General features: G+C 63.6%; 16 protein-coding genes. 9 read left to right on the top strand and 7 right to left on the bottom strand.

All coding sequences use genetic code 11. The features are described from left to right. The first annotated feature begins 110 nt into the window (after positions 1 to 110). The 3 genes from ACZYGA_RS01555 to ACZYGA_RS01545 all read left to right on the top strand — a co-directional run bounded on the left by ACZYGA_RS01555 (position 111) and on the right by ACZYGA_RS01545 (position 3,431). Positions 111 to 1,370: a D-amino acid dehydrogenase gene (locus ACZYGA_RS01555; RefSeq protein ID WP_141392336.1), complete on the top strand. Its 1,260-nt coding sequence runs from the start codon at positions 111 to 113 to the stop codon at positions 1,368 to 1,370. Positions 1,371 to 1,531: 161 nt separating this feature from the next. Next, positions 1,532 to 1,915 (top strand): RidA family protein, encoded by a 384-nt coding sequence (locus tag ACZYGA_RS01550; protein ID WP_404625126.1) that lies wholly within the window; start codon positions 1,532 to 1,534, stop codon positions 1,913 to 1,915. 262 nt (positions 1,916 to 2,177) lie between these two features. Further along, positions 2,178 to 3,431 carry a LysR family transcriptional regulator gene (locus ACZYGA_RS01545; RefSeq protein ID WP_404625128.1) on the top strand — a complete coding sequence of 418 codons (1,254 nt, stop codon included), beginning with the start codon at positions 2,178 to 2,180 and terminating at the stop codon, positions 3,429 to 3,431. A 116-nt stretch (positions 3,432 to 3,547) separates the two neighbouring features. Here the strand turns inward: ACZYGA_RS01545 and ACZYGA_RS01540 are convergent, their stop codons facing one another. From ACZYGA_RS01540 to phhA, 3 genes are all read right to left on the bottom strand, one after another. Further along, positions 3,548 to 4,741: an amino acid aminotransferase gene (locus ACZYGA_RS01540; RefSeq protein ID WP_404625129.1), complete on the bottom strand. Its 1,194-nt coding sequence runs from the start codon at positions 4,739 to 4,741 to the stop codon at positions 3,548 to 3,550. Between the two features lies 1 nt (position 4,742). Further along, positions 4,743 to 5,081, bottom strand: a complete 339-nt coding sequence (locus ACZYGA_RS01535) for a 4a-hydroxytetrahydrobiopterin dehydratase (RefSeq protein WP_191237496.1) — start codon at positions 5,079 to 5,081, stop codon at positions 4,743 to 4,745. A gap of 66 nt (positions 5,082 to 5,147) precedes the next feature. Next, positions 5,148 to 6,029, bottom strand: a complete 882-nt coding sequence (gene phhA, locus ACZYGA_RS01530; protein ID WP_404625131.1) for a phenylalanine 4-monooxygenase — start codon at positions 6,027 to 6,029, stop codon at positions 5,148 to 5,150. A 462-nt stretch (positions 6,030 to 6,491) separates the two neighbouring features. On the opposite strand from phhA, the gene ACZYGA_RS01525 reads away from it, so the two are divergent. Both ACZYGA_RS01525 and ACZYGA_RS01520 read left to right on the top strand, forming a co-directional pair. Continuing rightward, entirely contained in the window at positions 6,492 to 8,051 is a 1,560-nt protein-coding gene (locus ACZYGA_RS01525; protein ID WP_084208116.1) for a sigma-54-dependent transcriptional regulator, read from the top strand. Between the two features lie 220 nt (positions 8,052 to 8,271). Continuing rightward, a complete protein-coding gene (locus ACZYGA_RS01520; protein ID WP_404625133.1) occupies positions 8,272 to 8,901 on the top strand; it encodes a MarR family transcriptional regulator in 630 nt (209 codons plus the stop codon). Between the two features lie 62 nt (positions 8,902 to 8,963). On the opposite strand, the gene cfa is transcribed toward ACZYGA_RS01520, so the two are convergent. Next, complete coding sequence (gene cfa / locus ACZYGA_RS01515) at positions 8,964 to 10,142, bottom strand: cyclopropane fatty acyl phospholipid synthase (protein WP_077374696.1); 1,179 nt, start codon at positions 10,140 to 10,142, stop codon at positions 8,964 to 8,966. Positions 10,143 to 10,592: 450 nt separating this feature from the next. Continuing rightward, the gene (locus tag ACZYGA_RS01510; RefSeq protein WP_077374692.1) at positions 10,593 to 10,970 is read right to left on the bottom strand and encodes a hypothetical protein; all 378 of its coding nucleotides are present in this window, start codon (positions 10,968 to 10,970) and stop codon (positions 10,593 to 10,595) included. 419 nt (positions 10,971 to 11,389) lie between these two features. Between ACZYGA_RS01510 and fdhA the strand changes: the two genes are divergently transcribed. Further along, positions 11,390 to 12,598 carry a formaldehyde dehydrogenase, glutathione-independent gene (gene fdhA, locus ACZYGA_RS01505; protein ID WP_084208117.1) on the top strand — a complete coding sequence of 403 codons (1,209 nt, stop codon included), beginning with the start codon at positions 11,390 to 11,392 and terminating at the stop codon, positions 12,596 to 12,598. A 126-nt stretch (positions 12,599 to 12,724) separates the two neighbouring features. Here fdhA and ACZYGA_RS01500 read toward each other — a convergent pair whose 3' ends face one another. Beyond that, positions 12,725 to 14,101, bottom strand: a complete 1,377-nt coding sequence (locus ACZYGA_RS01500; RefSeq protein WP_404625135.1) for an aminotransferase-like domain-containing protein — start codon at positions 14,099 to 14,101, stop codon at positions 12,725 to 12,727. A 166-nt stretch (positions 14,102 to 14,267) separates the two neighbouring features. Between ACZYGA_RS01500 and ACZYGA_RS01495 the strand changes: the two genes are divergently transcribed. Both ACZYGA_RS01495 and argE read left to right on the top strand, forming a co-directional pair. Continuing rightward, positions 14,268 to 15,146: an EamA family transporter gene (locus tag ACZYGA_RS01495; protein ID WP_479398307.1), complete on the top strand. Its 879-nt coding sequence runs from the start codon at positions 14,268 to 14,270 to the stop codon at positions 15,144 to 15,146. A gap of 140 nt (positions 15,147 to 15,286) precedes the next feature. Then, positions 15,287 to 16,525 (top strand): acetylornithine deacetylase, encoded by a 1,239-nt coding sequence (argE, locus tag ACZYGA_RS01490; protein WP_308478074.1) that lies wholly within the window; start codon positions 15,287 to 15,289, stop codon positions 16,523 to 16,525. A 46-nt stretch (positions 16,526 to 16,571) separates the two neighbouring features. Here the strand turns inward: argE and ACZYGA_RS01485 are convergent, their stop codons facing one another. Then, positions 16,572 to 17,510 (bottom strand): LysR family transcriptional regulator ArgP, encoded by a 939-nt coding sequence (locus tag ACZYGA_RS01485; protein WP_077374680.1) that lies wholly within the window; start codon positions 17,508 to 17,510, stop codon positions 16,572 to 16,574. Positions 17,511 to 17,671: 161 nt separating this feature from the next. Between ACZYGA_RS01485 and ACZYGA_RS01480 the strand changes: the two genes are divergently transcribed. Next, on the top strand, positions 17,672 to 18,277 hold the full coding sequence (locus tag ACZYGA_RS01480) for a LysE/ArgO family amino acid transporter (RefSeq protein ID WP_077374677.1): 606 nt from the start codon (positions 17,672 to 17,674) through the stop codon (positions 18,275 to 18,277). The last annotated feature ends 293 nt before the right edge of the window (positions 18,278 to 18,570 follow it).

The raw sequence follows: 18,570 nt of genomic DNA, 5'->3' as shown, positions 1-18,570 counted from the left end.
AGGCAGCGCTGCTGCTCGGGGCTGGATCAAGCGATACGTTTCGTGCGCGGCGCACGGAACCCCCCTTTCTTCCACCGCCGAGCGCGGTTGCAGTCACGGAGTAGAACAACATGAAGATTCTTGTGCTCGGAAGCGGTGTCGTCGGCGTGACCAGTGCCTACTATCTGGCGCGTCAGGGCCATGAAGTCACGGTCGTGGATCGTCAGGCCAGCCCGGCGATGGAAACCAGCTACGGCAATGCCGGCCAGGTGTCCTTCGGTTTTTCCTCTCCCTGGGCGGCACCGGGCATTCCGCAGAAAGCCGTCAAGTGGATGTTCCAGGAGCACGCGCCTCTCAAGATCCAGCCGCGCATGGATCCCCAGATGGCCAAGTTCATGGTCAAGATGTTCGCCAACTGCAATGCGGACCGTTATGCCGTGAACAAGGAGCGCATGGTTCGCGTCGCGGAATACAGTCGTCTGTGCATCAATTCGCTGCGTGAAGAGACAGGGCTGCGCTACGAGGACCGTCAGAAGGGCCTGCTGCAGCTGTTCCGCAACGAGGCCCAGGTCGAGGCCGTGCAGAAGGACATGAAGGTACTGGCCGGATGTGGCGTGCGTCACCAGCTGCTGGATGCAGAGGCCTGCGCCGCCGTCGAGCCGGCCCTGGCGCGCGTACCGGGCAAGTTCATCGCCGGGTTGCACCTGCCGGACGATCAGACCGGTGATTGCCATCTGTTCACCAACCGGCTGGCGGATTACTGCCGTGACACCCTGGGCGTCACGTTCGTCTTCAATACCACGATCCAGCGCATCCAGCGTACTGGTAGCCGGATCGAGAAGGTGATCACCGACCGCGGCGAGATGAGCGCCGACAGTTATGTGATGTGCCTGGGCAGCTACTCGCCCTTCCTGGCACGTGATCTGGATCTGGATCTGCCGATCTACCCGGTCAAGGGCTACAGCCTGACCGTGCCGATCATCAATGCCGATGCCGCGCCGCAGTCCACGGTGATGGACGAGACCTTCAAGGTCGCGCTGACGCGCTTCGATGATCGCATCCGCGTGGGCGGTACGGCGGAGCTTGCGTCCTTCGACCTGTCCCTGCTCGAGAAGCGCCGTGCGACCATCAACATGGTGGTGCGTGATGTCTTCCCGGAAGCGGGCGACTACGCCAAGGCGGAATTCTGGGCCGGCCTGCGCCCGATGACCCCGGATTCCACGCCGATCATCGGCGGCACCAAGTATGACAACCTGTGGCTGAACACCGGGCACGGCACGCTCGGCTGGACCATGAGCTGTGGCAGCGCCAGCCTGCTGGCGGACCTGGTCGGCGGGCGAACGCCCGGCATCGACCCGAACGGGCTGAACCTCGGTCGTTACGCTGCCTGAATGTCATGTGCCGTCGTCAGGGCCTGCCGGTGTCGGCGGGCCCGGATCGCTCCCGTTTCTCGTCTCGTGTCATCAGGGAGTCGCTGAGCACGCCGTCAGGTGACGCGTCTCCCCACACGCTTCAAGACCTCTCTTTCATCACTCGATACAAGGAAGCCCGCATGACCAAGCAGATCATCTCCACTGACGCCGCACCTGCCGCTATCGGTCCCTATTCCCAGGCGGTGCGTACCGGCAACCTGGTGTTCCTGTCCGGCCAGATCCCGCTGGACCCGGCCACCATGGACGTGGTGGAGGGCGGATTAGAGGCTCAGGCCGATCAGGTGTTCCGCAATCTCAAGGCGGTGTGTGAAGCGGCAGGCGGTAGCCTGGATCAGCTGGTAAAGGTCAACCTGTTCCTGACCGATCTCAGCAATTTCGGCGTGGTCAACACCTTGATGGAGCAGTACTTCAGCCAGCCGTATCCGGCGCGTGCTGCCGTCGGCGTCAAGGAGCTACCCAAGGGCGTGCTGTTTGAAGCAGAAGGCGTTCTGGCACTCTCGTGATGGCTCGTCCATTGCCGGTCTGAAGGAATGACTGGCCTGAACGAGTGGCCGGTCTGAACGAATGACTGGCGCATCGATGCCTTGTCCCTCACTCCCCTCGCTGACTCATCAGCGGGGGGAGTGTCGTTTCAGGGGCATGACGTCTTGAAGGCAGGTGAAGCGTGACATTTGACGCCAGCATGATTAGCGTAAGGCTAAATGAGCCGGCGCACACTGCTGACTCTCGGAGCATCGCGGACGAACCCCTTCAAGGAGCAACACCATGGCGCAGTCAGACACAGGCACACGAGAACCCGGCATACGGCTGCGTCAGCTGGAAATGCTGTGGGCGGTGATCGAATGCGGATCGATGAAGGGTGGCGCGGCGCAGCTGGGCATCAGCGTGCCGGTGGTCTCGCGGGGCTTGGCGCAGCTTGAGCAGACGCTGGGCTATTCGTTGTTCCTGCGTGAAGGTGGCCGCCTGGTGCCCACGCCGGAAGCCGAACGCCTGACCCCGTCACTGGCCCGGATGTTCACCGCGCAGTCCGAGCTCAGGCGACTGGCCTTCGGGCCGGGCAGTGGCAAGCGCCCGCGCCTGGTACTGGCAGTGACGCCGTCTCTGGAAGCCTTCAGCACCGGATGGCTTGAGCGCATCGCGGCCAGCGAGTCGTTGAGTGATTGGCTGCCGAGCCTTGAGGTGATGGAAGCCTCGACACATGCCGCGGCGCTGGCCGAGGGGCGGATACACATGGCCGTCACGCTGGAAGCGCCGGAGGAGCCTCAGGGCGGCAAGCGTGCCAGGACAGCGGCCGCACGCGCGCGCGAACTCAAGCAGAGTCTGCGCGCACGGGCCCGTGAGGAGACCGTGCTGGTGGAGGGCGCCGAGGAGGGCGCCGGCATCCCTGCGGCGCAGGGCATCTCCTCAGGCATGCCGGAGCTGGGAGACGATGCCGCATTGTCGGAGGTCGGTATCACTCGCCAGAATGATCTGCTGTCCTCTCTGGACGACACGACAGCGGCGGCACAGCCTCCCGTCGAGGCTGCCGACGAGCAGCGCGACGCTGCAGGCCAGACTACTGCGCTCAAGCTGCCACTGATATTGCTGTGGCCTTCGCGCTGGCCACTGCTCGACAAGCCGCTGACGGTGGAACGCCTCAATGAGCGGCCGTTCGTGGAGCTGCCGGAAAGCAGCAGTCAGGGGCGGCTGGTCCGTGGACTGCTCAAGCGAGAGCGTGTGACGCCGGCGAGTCTGGTGGAGGTGGCCACGCCTGCCAGCGCCGGGCGTCTGGCGCGCTCAGGCAGTGCTGCCACCATCATCGATGCCCTGTCGGCGCATCAGGTACTCGAAGATGCCGGAGGCGACCTGATCGGCATGCCGCTCTCGATGCGCAGCGAGCGCTATCTGGCGCTCAAGTGGCAGTGGCAGGCAACGCAGGACGATGAATCGCTGCATGAGGTGCAGGCCTTGCTGGTCAGCCTGCTGGAAGAGGCGGTGGCAGCGAGTCTTGCAACGCTGCCTGTCGAGCGCGAGGAATGACGTTCGCGGTGACAGCGAAGGCTGCCGACTGAGGGCGCCTGACAATGTCTCGCCCCAGCAATGAAAAACCCGCCAATCGGCGGGTTTTTCATCTTTCACGAAGCGTTCGGTCAGGCTCAGCCCTTGACGACGGTCGCGATGGCTTTGGCGACGTAGGGCAGATTCTCGCTGGAGAAGCCGGCCACGTTGGCGCGTCCGGAGCGCACCATGTAGATGCCGAACTCGTCACGCAGGCGATCGACCTGCTCCGGTGTCAGGCCGGTGTAGGAGAACATGCCGCGCTGCTCGGCGATGAAGGCGAACTGCTCATCCAGGCCATACGGCTTGAGCGCCTCGACGAACTCACGACGCAGGCCATTGATGCGCTCGCGCATCTCGGTCAGCTCGCTCTTCCACTCCGCGCGCAGCGTCTCGTCCTCGAGAATGTCGATGACTACCGCACCGCCATGTGCCGGCGGATTGGAGTAGTTCTCACGCGCGGTGATCGCGGCCTGGGAGCGCACGTCCAGCATGCTGTCCTCGTCCTTGGCGATCAGGATCAGGCAGCCGGTACGTTCGCAGTAGATGCCGAAGTTCTTGGAGCAGGAGCTGGTGATGATGGCCTCATCGACATTCTCGGCCAGCAGGCGCACGCCGTAAGCATCTTCTTCCAGGCCATCACCGAAGCCCTGATAGGCGAAGTCGATCAGCGGCAGCAGCTTGCGTGACTGGACGACTTCCAGCACCTGGTCCCACTGCTCGCGGCTCAGGTCGAACCCGGTCGGGTTGTGGCAGCAGGCGTGCAGCACCACCACGTCGCCTTCCGGAATCGTCTTGAGGGTCGCCAGCATGCCGTCGAAGTCGAGGCGATTGTTCTCGTCGACATACGGGTAGCTGTGACGCGTCACGCCTGCGGCATCGAAGATGCCCAGGTGATTCGGCCAGGTCGGAGTGGACAGCCAGATATCACGGCCCTTGAGGTTGCTGGCGATGAAGTCTGCCGCCAGACGCAGGGCACCGGTACCGCCGGGCGCCTGAGTGGCGCTGGCACGGTTGGCAGCCAGCACCGGCGACTCGGCGCCCAGCACCATCGGCAGCACGACCTTGCCGAAGCGCGGGTCACCGTGGGAGCCGATGTAGGTCTTGGTGACTTCGTTCTCGACCAGGCGGTCCTCGGCCTGCTTGACCGCACGCATGACCGGCGTATTGCCGTTGGCATCGCGATAGACGCCCACGCCGAGGTCGACCTTCTGCGGGTTGGTGTCCTTGTTGAAGGCTTCGATCAGGCCGAGGATGGCATCCCCGGGTACACGCGCAATCTGCTCGAACATCTTATTTCGCTACCTCGTCGGTTCTGGCGGCCATGATGAAATCGTTCTTGTGCAGACCCTTCATCTCGTGGGACCACCAGGTCACGGTGACCTTGCCCCACTCGGTGAGAAGTGCCGGGTGATGCCCGACGTCCTCGGCAATCTCGCCTACGCGATTGGTGAATGCCAGTGCCTGCTTGAAGTTGCGGAACGTGAAGCATCGCTCCAATTGCATGATGCCATCGCGATTGAGCAACTGCCACTCGGGAATGGCGGTCTTGAGCGTCTCGATGTCGCTGTCACTGACCTTGGGGGCATCGAAACTGCAGGCTTCACAGGACTGTCTGGCGAGTTCGGTCATGTCACTATCTCCGGCTTGGGGAAAGAGGGTGGGGCGGGTGAAAAGGAGCGCAAGGCGCCGGTGCGATCAGCGTGGTGCGAAGCGCGGCGTCTTGAGACCGAGCGCCATGGCCTCGTGCACCAGCGCCATGATGTCGCGACTGGCGAGTTCATGCAGATCGTCCAGCGATTCCAGGACATAGTAGAGCGGCTGCAGGATGTCGATGCGATACGGAGTGCGCAGTGCCTCGACGGCATCGAAAGGCAGGTGCTCGGGGCACTCGAGACTGTCTTCGAGCTCGCCCAGTGCATAGCAGGTCTCGCGTGGCGAGGAAATGATGCCGCCGCCGTAGAGGCGCAGCGCACGACTGCCATCGGGTTGAACCTCGCGCAGCATGCCGAATTCCACCGTCATCCAGTAGAGGCGGGCCAGGTAGACGCGCTCTTCCTTGCTGGCGGCGAGACCGAGTCGACCGTAGGTGGCGGTGAATTCCGCGAAGGCGGGGTGGGTAAGCATCGGGCAGTGACCGAAGATCTCGTGGAAGATGTCCGGTTCCTGCAGGTAATCGAGTTCTTCGGGACGGCGAATGAAGGTGGCAACCGGGAAACGCCGCTCGGCGAGCAGTTCGAAGAAGCGGGTGAAGGGGATCAAGGCCGGTACTCGCGCGGTTCGCCAGCCGGTGGCGGCCTCGAGCACCCGGTCGATCTCGTCCAGCTGGGGGATGCGATCCCTGGGCAGGTCAAGATGTTCAAGCCCTTGCAGGTACTCGCGGCAGACACGTCCCTCGACCAGCGCCAGCTGGCGCGTCATCAGCGTCTGCCAGGTGGCATGCTCCTGATCGCTATAACGGATCCTGCCCCGGCTATCCGGTTCATGCGCCACGTAGCGGGTGCCCTTGGCCTGAGCCTGCGAGCCGGGCGCAGATACCTGGGATGCCTGTGGCCAGTCACGACCCTGCGGTGCGTTCATGCAACCTCCCGAACGGTATGGCGGCGCTGCGTGGGCAGGCTGCCGTATTGTCATCATGGCGGACATGTCAGTCCCTGCATGTCGATGACTACGCTAGGCCTTGTCGGACAGCCTTGACCAGTGCCACGGCCTGCTTTTGCACGGCAGATAACGGTGCGATGTCCCATCTCTTGTCACATAATCCTGACACCTGTGCGGCTGATGGCCTCGATCAGTGCCATTAGGGCAGTTTTGCGTGCCGGCAATACCGTCTATTGTAAGGAATGCTTTACGAGGTTTTCGATAACGCTTACGTTAACGTCATCCAATGTGCCGCATCGCCCTGCGGTAGCCCGAATGATGTCCTCGGGTCATCAGCGTTTCCCCTCCACGCTTGTGATCCTCAAGCGCCTGACCCTCAGAGCCGTGCCGTCAGAGCCACCCTGACAGCGGCGATATGCCAACGACAATGCCGAGAATGCCATGCGCCTCAAACTGACCTGTCAGAACCGGATCGGGATTCTGCGCGACATCCTGGCCCCCTTTGCCGATTACGGCCTCAACGTGTTGCGTGGTGAGGTCGGTGGGGAGGCCAACAACTCCATCTATCTGCATGTTCCCAACATGCTGCGCATGCAGCTCTCCACCCTGAAGCCAGCACTGGAGGAAATTCCCGGGGTCTTCAAGGTCACCCGGGTCAGCCTGATGCCCACCGAACGGCGTCATCTGGAGCTCAATGCACTGCTGTCATCGCTGTCTGATCCGGTGATGTCCATCGACATGGAGGGACGCGTGGTGGCGGCCAATCGTGCGGCCGGCAAGCTCTTGGGCGTCCGCATCGATGAGGTGCCGGGGCTGGCACTGACGCGTCACATCCAGGATGTCGACCTGCCGGAGCTGATCCGGCGCAACAATGCGCGCGTCAACGGCCTGCGTCTGCGTGTCGGAGAGGAAACCTTCCTGGCCGACATCGCGCCGCTGCATACCGAGAACGAGGACGTGGCCTCGCTGGCGGGGGCCGTGGTCACCCTGCATCGTGCGGACCGTCTGGGCTCGCGTATCTATCAGATTCAGCGTACCGAGGTGCGGGGGTTCGAGGCCATTTTCCAGGCAAGCCGCCAGCTGTCCGCCGTGGTCAAGGAGGCCAGGCGCATGGCGCCGCTGGATGCCCCGCTGTTGATCGAGGGCGAGACCGGCACCGGCAAGGAATTGCTGGCGCGCGCCTGCCATCTGGCCAGTCCACGCGGGCAGGCACCGTTCATGGCGCTCAACTGTGCGGGCCTGCCGGAGTCAATGGCCGAGACGGAGCTGTTCGGTTACGCCCCGGGCGCCTTCGAGGGGGCACGGCCGGAAGGCAAGCTGGGTCTGCTGGAGCTGACCAGTGGTGGCACCATCTTCCTCGATGAGGTCGGCGAGATGAGCCCGCGCATGCAGGTCAAGCTGCTGCGCTTTCTGCAGGATGGTGGCTTCAGGCGTGTCGGCAGCGATGAAGAGACCTTTCTGGATGTGCGCGTCATCTGCGCGACCCAGCAGGACCTGCCGGCGCTGAGCAGCGAAGGGCGCTTCCGCCACGACCTCTTCCATCGTCTCAATGTGCTGTGCGTGCAGATTCCGCCACTCAGGGAATGCCTGGATGGACTGGAGGAGCTGGCACATCACTTTCTCGAACGTGCCGTGCGCCAGATCGGAGCGCGTGTTCGCACTCTCTCACCGGAGGCGATGGCACGCCTGCGCGGCTATCACTGGCCCGGCAACGTGCGCCAGCTGGAAAACGTGCTGTTCCAGGCGGTCTCGCTGTGCGAGGGCGAGGTGATCGAGGCGCAGCATCTGCGCCTGATTGGCGAGGTGCGCGATGAAGGTCTGGACAGCATCGATCTGGCAGGCAGCCTCGGCGATATCCACGACGAGGTGGAGCGGCGCGTGCTGGCGCGTCTTTATCCGGAGTTCCCCTCCAGCCGACTGCTGGCCAAGCGTCTTGGTGTCTCGCACACCACCATTGCCAACAAGCTCAAGCGCCACGGGATCGGCTCGGAGGCGGACTAGCCGCGCGAGAATCACGCGGGCGCTCAGGCACGCAAACAGGCCAGCGCGCCATCGGAAAGGGGAGTGGCAGGATGCTGCCGAGCGCTTCCCGTCACGCGTGTTTTGATTTGCCCGCTAATAAAGCGTATGATTCCGCCATTCATTAGCAAGCTAAATTGACGTTGGCATCGCGGGGCTCATCCAGGGGGTGAGCCCCGTGGCGTGGAGACGGAGAATCATCATGCAACAAGGCACTGACGACGAAGTGGCGCTGCAGGCGATGAAAGCCTGTGATGATGCTCAACCCCTTCACGAGACCATCAAGCCCTCCCTGGGAGGCCTGCTCGGGCGTGTCCACCGCCTTTGGCGTACCTCGATCACGACCGCGGTCGAGCCATTGGGGATGACGGAAGCCCGCTGGACGGTGATGGTGCATCTGGAGAAGCTTGGCGAGGGCTGTACCCAGCAGATGCTGGCCAGCGAGCTGGGAATCGAGATGCCGTCGTTGACGCGCACGCTCAATCAGCTCGAGTGTCAGCAGCTGATTCGTCGCGAACCCCACGCCACGGATCGTCGTGCTCGCTGCCTGTGGTTCACCGAGGCGGGGCATGAATGCCTTGTGCAATTGGGTGAGCGCATCGCGCGAGTTCGCGAGGAGCTATATGTCGGCTTCGAGGATGAATCGCTGGATCAGCTGGCCGGCATGCTTCAGGCGCTGGAGCGCAATGCCAGGCACAGCATCTCCCGCTCGCAGGCCGAGTCGGCAGGCAATGCCCCGGCATCACGGACAGGTGCCAGAGGGACGCGCTCCCGGTCACCGGCGACGCATCGTGAGTCATGGGGCACCAAGGGGCAAGTCGTCCCCTGGTGAGTCGCCTTGCCGGACGCCTGGCACGGCTGGAGAGTGCCAGGCGCACGGAGGGCGCAAGCGGATCAGCGTGGTGCGTCGTAACGCCCCGGATTGCCGTGGGTGAAGACCACCTGCCAGAGCTGAAGCTGGCGGGCGCGGAAGGCCCCGGCACAGGCACCCAGATAATACTCGAACATGCGCTTGTCCCGCGTCGTGTAGGTGTCGGCCAGTTCATGCCATCTGGCATCGAGGTTGGCACGCCATGCCATCAGCGTCGGGTCGTAGTCGGCACCGAAATTCTGCCAGTCCTCCATGATCAGGTGATGCTCGCTGGCCTGGATCAGTTGACTGGCACTGGGCAGCACGCCGTTGGGGAAGATGTAGCGATTGACCCAGGGGTCCGCGGAGATGTCGCTCAGGTTGGAGCCGATGGTGTGCAGCACGAAGCGTCCGCCGGGGCGCAGCAGCTGCGCGACACGGGTGAAGTAGGTCGCGTAGTTCTTGTGGCCGACGTGCTCGAACATGCCGATGGACACGATGGCATCGAAGGTGCCGACCTCGTGACGGAATTGCTCGTCACGGTAATCCTTGAGCAGGATCTCCACTGGCAGGCCATGGCAATGTTCCCGCGCCAGCGCCGCCTGCTCGGCGGAAATGGTGATGCCGACGACTTCCACGCCATAGTGGCGCGCGGCGTAGGCGGCGAAGCTTCCCCAGCCACAGCCGATGTCCAGCACGCGCATGCCGGGTGTCAGCCCGAGCTTGCGACAGGCGAGATCCAGCTTGGCCTGCTGGGCCTGCTCCAGGTTCTCCGGCGCGATCGGCAATCCTTTCCAGTATCCGCAGCTGTAGCACAGGGTCGGGTCCAGCATGCGGGTGAAGAGGTCATTGCCGAAGTCGTAATGCACCTTGCCCACCACCTCGGCACGACGACGGCTCTGCAGATTGATGACTCCCGCCTGGAGGCGGTAGGCGATGCGCTCACCAAAGGTGTGGGCTCGCTCCCCCAGCCCATGCTTGAGCAGGCGATGGATCATCTCGTCGATCCGTTCGCAATCCCACCAGCCTTCCATGTAAGCCTCACCCAGCCCCAGACTGCCCTGATTCAGCACCCGCCGGAACAGATCCGGATGGCGGACGCAGATATCCCAGGGGTCAGGGCCATTCAGACTGACCCCGGAGCCAGAGAGCAGGCGCTCGACGATCTGTCGTTGACGGTTTTCGGGTAGTGCAACGGGGGCCAGGCGTTGTTCGATACTCATGGAAAAGCCTCCTTGACGGCGCTGGGCGCGTAGAGTCCTGATGGATTCGTCATGGCAAATGGCAGTGATCGACCGCCCCGGGCGTTGGGTAGTCGAGCGTCTCGCATGGCAATGCTCGGGTGTCACGGCTGTCTGGTACGCAAAAGCTTCGCCTCCGCTCCCGCGTGCTGCGCTGTCCTGGGGGGATGGCAGGCGCCGAACTGGCGAGCGCTTTCGTCTCAGCATAGTCAAGAGTCGTCTAATGCGGCGCTGCAATATCCCGTCGTGGGCGGCAACCCGAGGTTGCGCGTTCCGAACGGCCGTCCGTCTCCGGGGTTTCGTGATGCATGAACGCAAGAAAGCCGCCCTCAGGGGCGGCTTTCTTGCGTTCATGCGCTCTTGTGCTCATGCGCTTTTGCATTCATGCACATGGCCTTGCTGTCAGCTCGGGCTGGCTGACGGGAAGGCGCCTCAGCGGCAGCGGATGGTCCAGGCGACCTTGTAGCCTTCACCTTCGTGGGTGGCGGCGGCCATCTCGGTATCTTCATTGATGGTGCCGCCTTCCAGCTGATCGTTGCCTTCGGCTGCCTTGGACATGCTGTCCTGCGGGCCGAAGACACGGGAATCAAGCACGTCGTACTTGTCGCGATCCTGCTCCTCGCAGACTTCCAGAGCGCGTTCCTTGACCTGAGCGATGGCATCGTCACGGTCCTCATCGACGGCGCTGACCTCGTAACGCGTGTCCTGCTTCTCGATCACGCTGGTGTTGCCACAGCCCGCAATGAAGGCGGTTCCGGCGATGGCGACGGTCATGCAGGCGGTGCGCAGGGCGTTGGATGTCATGGTCATGGTCTCTCCTTGGAATGAATCAGGCCAATGGCTCGCAGCGAGACGCCGCTCACGGAGCGAGGGCTGGCGCGAGCGATTGCCATGGCGAAATGGGTTACCCATCGTGCTCTGCTGATTGACGTGGGGGCAGTGTCACTGGCTTCAAGTGTGGCGATGCATCGACGCATCCTGTCGGCCAGGCGCGACGACCTCGGTCATGCGCACTGCCACTTTGGTCGTGGCATGTCTCGCATGGGCATGTCGATGCCTCATCTGGACAGCTCACCCGTGGCAAGTGGCCTAGTCTGCAGGGGCCCTTCAGGTCGGACGCCACCGACAGGGGGCAGGTGGTCGGCGTATCGGCAAGTGACGGGAGATGTCGTCAGCGTGCCTGTCTGACGCCGTCCATGCACCAAATCCCATGCCAGCAGGAGCACGTCATGTCAGCCAATGCCAATCGCGGAGTCGTCTACCAGGGAGCGGGGAAGGTGAGTGTCGAATCACTGGACTATCCGACCCTGGCGCTGGGAAATCGCAAGTGTGAACACGGCGTCATTCTCAAGGTCGTCTCGACCAATATCTGTGGTAGCGATCAGCACATGGTGCGTGGCCGGACCACGGCACCCCAGGGCCTGGTGCTGGGCCACGAGATCACCGGACTGGTCGTCGAGGCTGGCCGCGACGTGGAATTCATCAAGGTCGGCGACATCGTCTCGGTCCCGTTCAACATCGCCTGCGGGCGCTGCCGCAACTGCAAGGAAGGCAAGACGGGGATCTGTCTGAACGTCAATCCGGCGCGTCCCGGCGCCGCCTATGGCTATGTCGACATGGGCGGCTGGACTGGCGGTCAGACGGATTACGTCATGGTGCCCTATGCCGACTTCAACCTGCTCAAGTTCCCGGATGCCGATCAGGCGATGGAGAAGATCCGTGACCTGACGCTGCTCTCCGACATCTTCCCGACAGGCTTCCATGGCTGCGTGACTGCAGGGGTCGGGCCGGGCGCCACGGTCTACATCGCGGGGGCCGGGCCGGTCGGGCTGGCGGCGGCGGTGTCTGCCCAGCTGCTGGGGGCGGCCTGCGTCATCGTGGGCGACATGATTCCCGAGCGTTTGCAGCAGGCCGAGAGCTTCGGCTGCGAGACCATCGACCTGCGTCAGGAAGGCTCGATGGAGGACAAGGTCGAGGCGATTCTCGGCGAGCGCGAAGTGGATTGCTTCGTCGATTGCGTCGGCTTCGAGGCGCATGGCTGTGGGTGTGATCATGGACGTGAGCAGCCGGCGACGGTGCTCAACTCGGCAATGGCGTTGACGCGTGCCGGCGGCCAGATCGGCATTCCCGGCCTCTATGTCACCGAAGACCCGGGCGCCGAGGATGAGGCCGCCAAGGTCGGTGCGCTCTCCATGCGCTTCGGACTGGGCTGGGCCAAGTCTCACTCGTTGCACACGGGGCAGTGCCCGGTGATGAAGTATCACCGCCCGCTGATGCAGGCGATCCTGTTCGGGCGCGTCAATATCGCGGATGCGGTCAACGTGCAGGTCATCAGTCTGGAAGAAGCGCCGCAGGGCTACGCGGACTTCGACGGTGGGGCTGCCAAGAAATTCGTCATCGACCCCCATGCCATGGTGCGCAACGGGCGCGCTGCCTGATATCGGGCATGAGAGACCCTTCGTGACAGGAGGCTTTCGCTACAGACGACGCTGCCACGACCTGTTGACCGGGGCGTGGCAGCGTCGTCTGCATTGTCTGACAGGCGCATGTGAGCACGACAACCTTCAGCGTTTGCAGTGATTCGCGATCAACGTCATCAGGCGGGCGAGTTCCTGCTCGATCCGCTCATCCGGTGCAAGGCCGATATTGAGACGCAGACAATTGCGATAGCGCGCAGATTCGGTAAACCAGGGGCCGATCCGGATATCAAGCTGTGCCTGCTCGGCGGCCTTGCCGAGGGCCCTGGCATCGAGGCCGGGCACCTCGATCCACAGCACCAGGCCACCTTGTGGTTGCGTCACACGACTGCCCTCGGGCAGATGCTGACTCAGATAGTTGAGGTAGTGGGCCTTGTGCTGGCTGAGCTGGTGACGGACACGTTTGAGGTGACTGGCATAGGCGCCGGAATCGATGAAGTCCGCGACGGCGCACTGTACCAGCGTCGGCACACCCAGCGCGCGCTTGAGATATGGCGGAAGGAATCGACCGGGCCGACACCAGCCCAGTCGGTAGCTCGGTGACAGGGTCTTGGAGACCGAACCACACCAGATGACGAAGCCACCTTCGTCGTGGCAGGCCGTTGGCAGTGGCGGCGCTTCGCGATGGGTGAGCTCGAGATAGACATCATCCTCGATCACCGGCACGCGGTAGTGATTGGCAAGCCTGGCCAGGCGCTGTTTCTGCGCGGGAGTGAGGGTGATGCCCTGGGGATTCATGTGAGTGGTGCAGAACAGCCCGGCCTGCAGCTGACCGTTGGCGAGATGCTGTTCGAACTGATCGAGATCGATGCCTTGTGCACTCGAGGGAATCTCGATGACGTCGAGGGACAGCTGCGAGAGCAGATCCAGCAGGCCGTTGTAGCACGGTGAGCTGACTGCCACCGTGTCGCCGGGTTGCGTGCAGACCTCAAGCGCCGTCCTGACCGCATCCATGCAGCCGTGAGTGATGACCAGCTCCTCACTGCCCAGCGCAAAGCCGGCCTGGGTGAAATGGCTCGCCAGGGCGCTCAACAGTGCGGGTTCGCCTTGCGCGGCGGGATACTGGGTGAGGGTATGCACGGCCCGCTTCATGGCGCGGCGCAGGCTGCGATCCAGTGCCTGCCGGGTCGCCTTGTCCAGCGCCAGATGCGCAGTGCCCAGCGGCCCGCACCACCTCTGCGTGCGATGGCGATGCGTGGCGGGCGTGATGACTCGGCTCTCGAAGGACTGCCAGGTGGGCGCGGGCATGACACCTGAGGGCTCGGCGATGAAGAACCCCGATTGTGGGCGAGCCATCAGCCAGCCCTGCGATTCCAGCTCCGCATAACAGCTGACCGCCGTCGACACGCTGATGCCGTGCTGGCGGGCAAACTGGCGCAGCGACAGCATGCGATCCCCGGTACTGAGTCTGCCGGCCTGAATATCCTGAATGCACTTCTCTGCCAGCTGTCGATAGCGTGCCATGAGCGAACTGTACTGGTGGAATGTCCAGAAACTGTATCTGTACGGCCTTGGTGCGGCAAGCGAGACTGGCCCTCGTATGCCGCACGTCATCACCGTGATGTTCCACGGTCACGGACAGCGGCGGTCATTGCCCGTCGTCAAGGGAACCTCGATCAGGAGACACGCCATGCAGGGACGCGATCTATTGCTCATCACCAGCGTGATGGCAATCTGGGGCTTCAACTTCTCGATGATCAAGCTGGGGGTCAGTGACATGGATCCCTTGCTGATCGCCGCGGCGCGCTTCGCGTGTGCCACCTTTCCGCTCATCTTCTTCATCCGCAAGCCGCAGGTGCCGTGGCGCTACCTGATGGCCTACGGGCTGGTGTTCGGTACCGGTATCTGGGGCATGGCCTCATGCTCGATCACCTTCGGGCTGTCCTCTGGCATGGCGGCGGTCCTGTTGCAGACCGATGTGCTGACCACGGTGCTGGTCGGCGTGCTGCTCTACCGGGAGATCATCTCGTCGCGCATGGCGGCAGGCATTTTGGTCTCGCTGGTGGGGCTGGTGGTCTCCGTCTTCACCACCAACGGCAACGTGACCCTGGCGGGACTTGCCTTCATCCTGCTGGCGGCGATCTGCTGGCCCCTGGCTGGCGTGATTCTGCGCAGCTCCGGCACGCGCGCACCTTTCCCCTTCAACCTCTGGGGCATGCTGTTTGCACCGCTACCGCTGATGGCGCTGAGCGTCGCGATGAATGGCTGGGGGGGGCTGAGTGCCACCTATCAACAGTGGGGGATGGATGCCTGGGTCTCGGTGCTGTTCCAGGCCTATCCGACGACCCTCTTTGGTTACTGGGTCTGGAACCGGATGCTGCTCAAGTATCCGATGAGTCAACTGGCCCCCATGACCTTGCTGGTCTCGGTGTTCGCGTTGCTCAGTGGTTACGCCATCTTTGATGAGCAGTTGTCGCTGGCACAGTGGCTCTCGTGCAGCATCTTCCTGTTCGGGATCGCGCTGGTGCTCTATCCCCCGCGTCGCAAGGCGCTTGCGGCCTGTGGCTGATCGCGGCACTCCTGGCCCGGTGCCTGGCGTGGCCTGGCGCTTGTTGTCAAAGGTGCGCTGCGCTATACCGGTGAGCACATGAGGCCAGCGCGTTGCGCATGGTGCTCTCCGCTCAGATGTCCCCGAACAGGAATGCCCCCATGCACGCTTCCGCCACCAGCGCCGTCGATACCGCCAGCCTGATGCCTCAGCACGCCGACTTCTCCGATTGGCCGAACAGCCGTGAATGGCTGGCGCATCTGATCCATTTCGCGACCGTGTCACGTGACTCGAATCTGGCGTTGATCCATTGCCTGCGTGATGCTCTGGAAGTGGCCGGTGTCAGCGCCGAGATCATTCATGATGATGGCGGTGACAAGGCCAATCTGCTCGCGGTGATCGGCCCTGACGTGGAGGGCGGTGTGGTGCTGTCCGGGCATACCGATGTGGTGCCGGTGGAGGGGCAGGCCTGGGACAGTGATCCCTTCACGCTGCGCGAGGCCGATGGCCGCCTGTATGGGCGGGGCTCATCCGACATGAAGGGCTTCATCGCCTGCTGCATGGCGGCGGTGCCGGCGCTGGTGAGTGCAGCGCGTGATGGCAAGCTTGAAAGGCCTGTGATTTTCGCCTTCTCGTATGATGAAGAAATCGGCTGTCTCGGCGCGCCGCGCATGATCGCGCGTCTGCGTGATCGCCTGCCGCGCCCGGCGGCGGTGCTGGTGGGGGAGCCGACCCTGATGAGCGTCGTCGATGCCCACAAGGGCATCACGGTCATCCGCACCACGGTGACCGGCAAGCCGTCGCATTCCAGTCAGGTCAATCTGGGGGTCAGCGCGATTCATCTGGCGGCACGCATGGTCACCTTCATCGAGGACCGCATGCAGGCGCGCATCGATTGTGGGCATCTCGACGAGCGTTTCGAGGTGCCGCATGCCAGCCTGCATGTCGGGCGCATCGAAGGCGGCACGGCCGTCAACATCACCGCAGGGCAGTGCATCTTCGATTGGGAGTTGCGCCATCTGCCGGGCGAGGATGTCGAGGCGATGCTGGCGGAGATCGATGCCTACGCGGAGCGTCTGCTCGTGCCCTATCGCGAGCGGGCGCCCGAGGTGGCGATCCACAGTGAGCGCACGGTGGAGACGGTGCCGGCGCTGGGGCAGGGCGAACGTGATCCGGCGATCCATCTCTGTCAGCGTCTGCTGGGGGAGGCGCGTGCCAGTCAGGCGGTGACCTATGCCACCGAAGCGGGCCAGTTCCAGCGCGAAGGCTGGCCGACGGTGGTCTGCGGGCCCGGCTCCATCAGCGTGGCCCATCAGGCCAACGAGTACATCGACATCCGCCAGCTGGCGGCCTGTGATCGCTTTCTCGCTCAGCTGGTGCGTGAGCAGCAGACGAGCTGAGTGCGAGGGGCTGGCGTGATGCGGACAGGGTCATGAGCTCACAGGATCACAGGGTCCCCGGGCGTGGCGGTTGCTGCTCCGGTATGGGCAGCAGCATGGCGCTGCAGTGACGCAGCAGGTGATCAGTGAGCTGTTCGAGGGTGCTGCCGCCATGGCGCCAGTGATGCCAGTAGAGCGGGATGTCCAGCGCGTGGTCCGGCGCGATATCGACCAGTTCACCGCTGTCCAGCAGGTGGCGCGCCTGCTGCTCGGGAATCATCCCATAGCCCATGCCACTCAAGGCCAGGTGAACGAAGCCTTCTGAGGAGGGACAGAGGTGATGCGGGAAAGGCTCGTCGAAGCCCATCTCGGCCAGCAGCCGATGCTGCAGACGGTCATCCCGGCCATAGACGATGGCGGGCATGCTGCGCAGTTTCTCGGCAGGCAGACGTGACGGGATGACGCCATCCTCTCCGGCGATGTGGCGGCGCACGAAATCCGGGCTGGCCAATGCGCGATACCGCATGCTGCCCAGCGGATGTGAGCGTGCCCCCTGGACCGGGCGTGGGGTCGAGCAGATGCAGCCCGCCACCTCGCCATCGCGCATGCGCTTGAGGGCGACCTCCTGATCTTCCACCAGCATGTCCAGCAGCAGCTCGTGCGTCTGACAGAAGGCACCGGTGACCTGTGGCCACCAGGTGGCCAGCGAGTCGGCATTGATGGCGATGCGCAGGCGCTGCTCGCTGTCACCGAGAGCGGGGATCTGATCCAGCAGGTCATGCTCCAGCAGGCGCACCTGCTGCACATGATTGAGCAGACGCCGCCCCAGCGGAGTCGGTCCCAGGCGTGGCGTGCGCACCAGTACCGGCTGACCCAGACGGGCCTCCAGCAGCTTGATGCGCTGCGAGACCGCTGATTGTGTCAGGCCCAGCGCGCGTGCCCCGCGCTCGAAACCTGCCTGGTCGATGACGGCGGCCAGCGCCTCCAGCAGTTTGTAGTCCAGCATCAGAAATCCTTATGAGCCATTCCCTGAATCAATTTCCATGATGTATTCATCCTAGCGTACTCTGCCTGCGGCTGCAGCGCCGGGAAGTCCGGAAGCGCGCCGAAGACAGACAGGGGCGCAATGCGCTGAATCCGAGAATCATGCAAGGGAAGGGCAGTGTCATGTGGTGGTCAGTGTTCAATGGAGCAGGTGTCGGGGCCGGGCTGATCATCGCCATCGGTGCCCAGAATGCCTTCGTGCTGGGTCAGGGGCTCAAGCGCGAACATCAATGGTGGGTCGCGGGGCTCTGTGCGCTGTGTGATTGGCTGCTGATCGTGGCGGGGGTCTTGGGGCTGGGGGCCTTGATGCAGCAATCCCCCATGTTGATGAGCATCGCGCGTTGGGGAGGTGTCGCCTTCCTGCTCTGGCAAGCCGTCAAGGCGCTGGGGCGCATGCGCAGTGGTGGGCAGCTCACGGCGAGTACGGCGCTCAAGGCGAGCCTTGGCAAGGTGCTGATGGCGACGCTGGCGGTGACCTTGCTCAATCCGCAGGTCTATCTGGATACCCTGGTGATGCTGGGCGCCATCGGGGCACAACAGAGCTCGCCGGCGGGCTTCATCGCCGGAGCCAGCCTGGCCTCGATGGTCTGGTTCTTCGGGCTGGTGGCCTGTGCTGGCTGGCTGGCACCCCGCCTGACCAGTCCGCGTGCCTGGCAGGTCATCGAAGCCTTCATCGCGGCCATTCTGCTGGCCGTCGCCTGGCAGCTGGGCAGTGGCGCCTGGCTCTAGTGGCCAACGCAAGACGGGCATGTGGCAGTCGCAGGCGCGACGCGCCGATAGGTGTAAAGAAAGCATGACGCAGTGTCAGGCGCTCGCGGCAGTTAGAGCGCCCCGGGTGAGCAGTGTCGAGATGGCCGTCAGCACTATGGCAGAGTTTCGTTACATGTCTGGCGTGGGGGGAGGCAGGATACGGCACTAATGAGGGCGCAAGGTGCATGGGCAGGGCGGCAGGCAAGGCATAGATTCCCGATAACGGAATCGGGACATCACAGGTGATGTGCGGCGCGTTCGCCTGTCATGAA

The organism is Cobetia sp. BL01 (genome assembly GCF_056493605.1).
Note: the sequence above shows the minus strand (reverse complement) of the source record. Positions and strands in the feature narration are given on the sequence as shown.

Coding starts and splice junctions, on each gene's coding strand:
- ACZYGA_RS01495 (WP_479398307.1), top strand. CDS start 14,268: ATGCAGGGACGCGATCTATTGCTCATCACCAGCGTGATGGCAATCTGG.
- ACZYGA_RS01525 (WP_084208116.1), top strand. CDS start 6,492: ATGCGCCTCAAACTGACCTGTCAGAACCGGATCGGGATTCTGCGCGAC.
- ACZYGA_RS01480 (WP_077374677.1), top strand. CDS start 17,672: ATGTGGTGGTCAGTGTTCAATGGAGCAGGTGTCGGGGCCGGGCTGATC.
- ACZYGA_RS01500 (WP_404625135.1), bottom strand. CDS start 14,101: ATGGCACGCTATCGACAGCTGGCAGAGAAGTGCATTCAGGATATTCAG.
- ACZYGA_RS01520 (WP_404625133.1), top strand. CDS start 8,272: ATGCAACAAGGCACTGACGACGAAGTGGCGCTGCAGGCGATGAAAGCC.
- cfa (WP_077374696.1), bottom strand. CDS start 10,142: ATGAGTATCGAACAACGCCTGGCCCCCGTTGCACTACCCGAAAACCGT.
- ACZYGA_RS01555 (WP_141392336.1), top strand. CDS start 111: ATGAAGATTCTTGTGCTCGGAAGCGGTGTCGTCGGCGTGACCAGTGCC.
- ACZYGA_RS01485 (WP_077374680.1), bottom strand. CDS start 17,510: ATGCTGGACTACAAACTGCTGGAGGCGCTGGCCGCCGTCATCGACCAG.
- fdhA (WP_084208117.1), top strand. CDS start 11,390: ATGTCAGCCAATGCCAATCGCGGAGTCGTCTACCAGGGAGCGGGGAAG.
- phhA (WP_404625131.1), bottom strand. CDS start 6,029: ATGAACGCACCGCAGGGTCGTGACTGGCCACAGGCATCCCAGGTATCT.
- ACZYGA_RS01545 (WP_404625128.1), top strand. CDS start 2,178: ATGGCGCAGTCAGACACAGGCACACGAGAACCCGGCATACGGCTGCGT.
- ACZYGA_RS01540 (WP_404625129.1), bottom strand. CDS start 4,741: ATGTTCGAGCAGATTGCGCGTGTACCCGGGGATGCCATCCTCGGCCTG.
- ACZYGA_RS01550 (WP_404625126.1), top strand. CDS start 1,532: ATGACCAAGCAGATCATCTCCACTGACGCCGCACCTGCCGCTATCGGT.
- argE (WP_308478074.1), top strand. CDS start 15,287: ATGCACGCTTCCGCCACCAGCGCCGTCGATACCGCCAGCCTGATGCCT.
- ACZYGA_RS01535 (WP_191237496.1), bottom strand. CDS start 5,081: ATGACCGAACTCGCCAGACAGTCCTGTGAAGCCTGCAGTTTCGATGCC.
- ACZYGA_RS01510 (WP_077374692.1), bottom strand. CDS start 10,970: ATGACCATGACATCCAACGCCCTGCGCACCGCCTGCATGACCGTCGCC.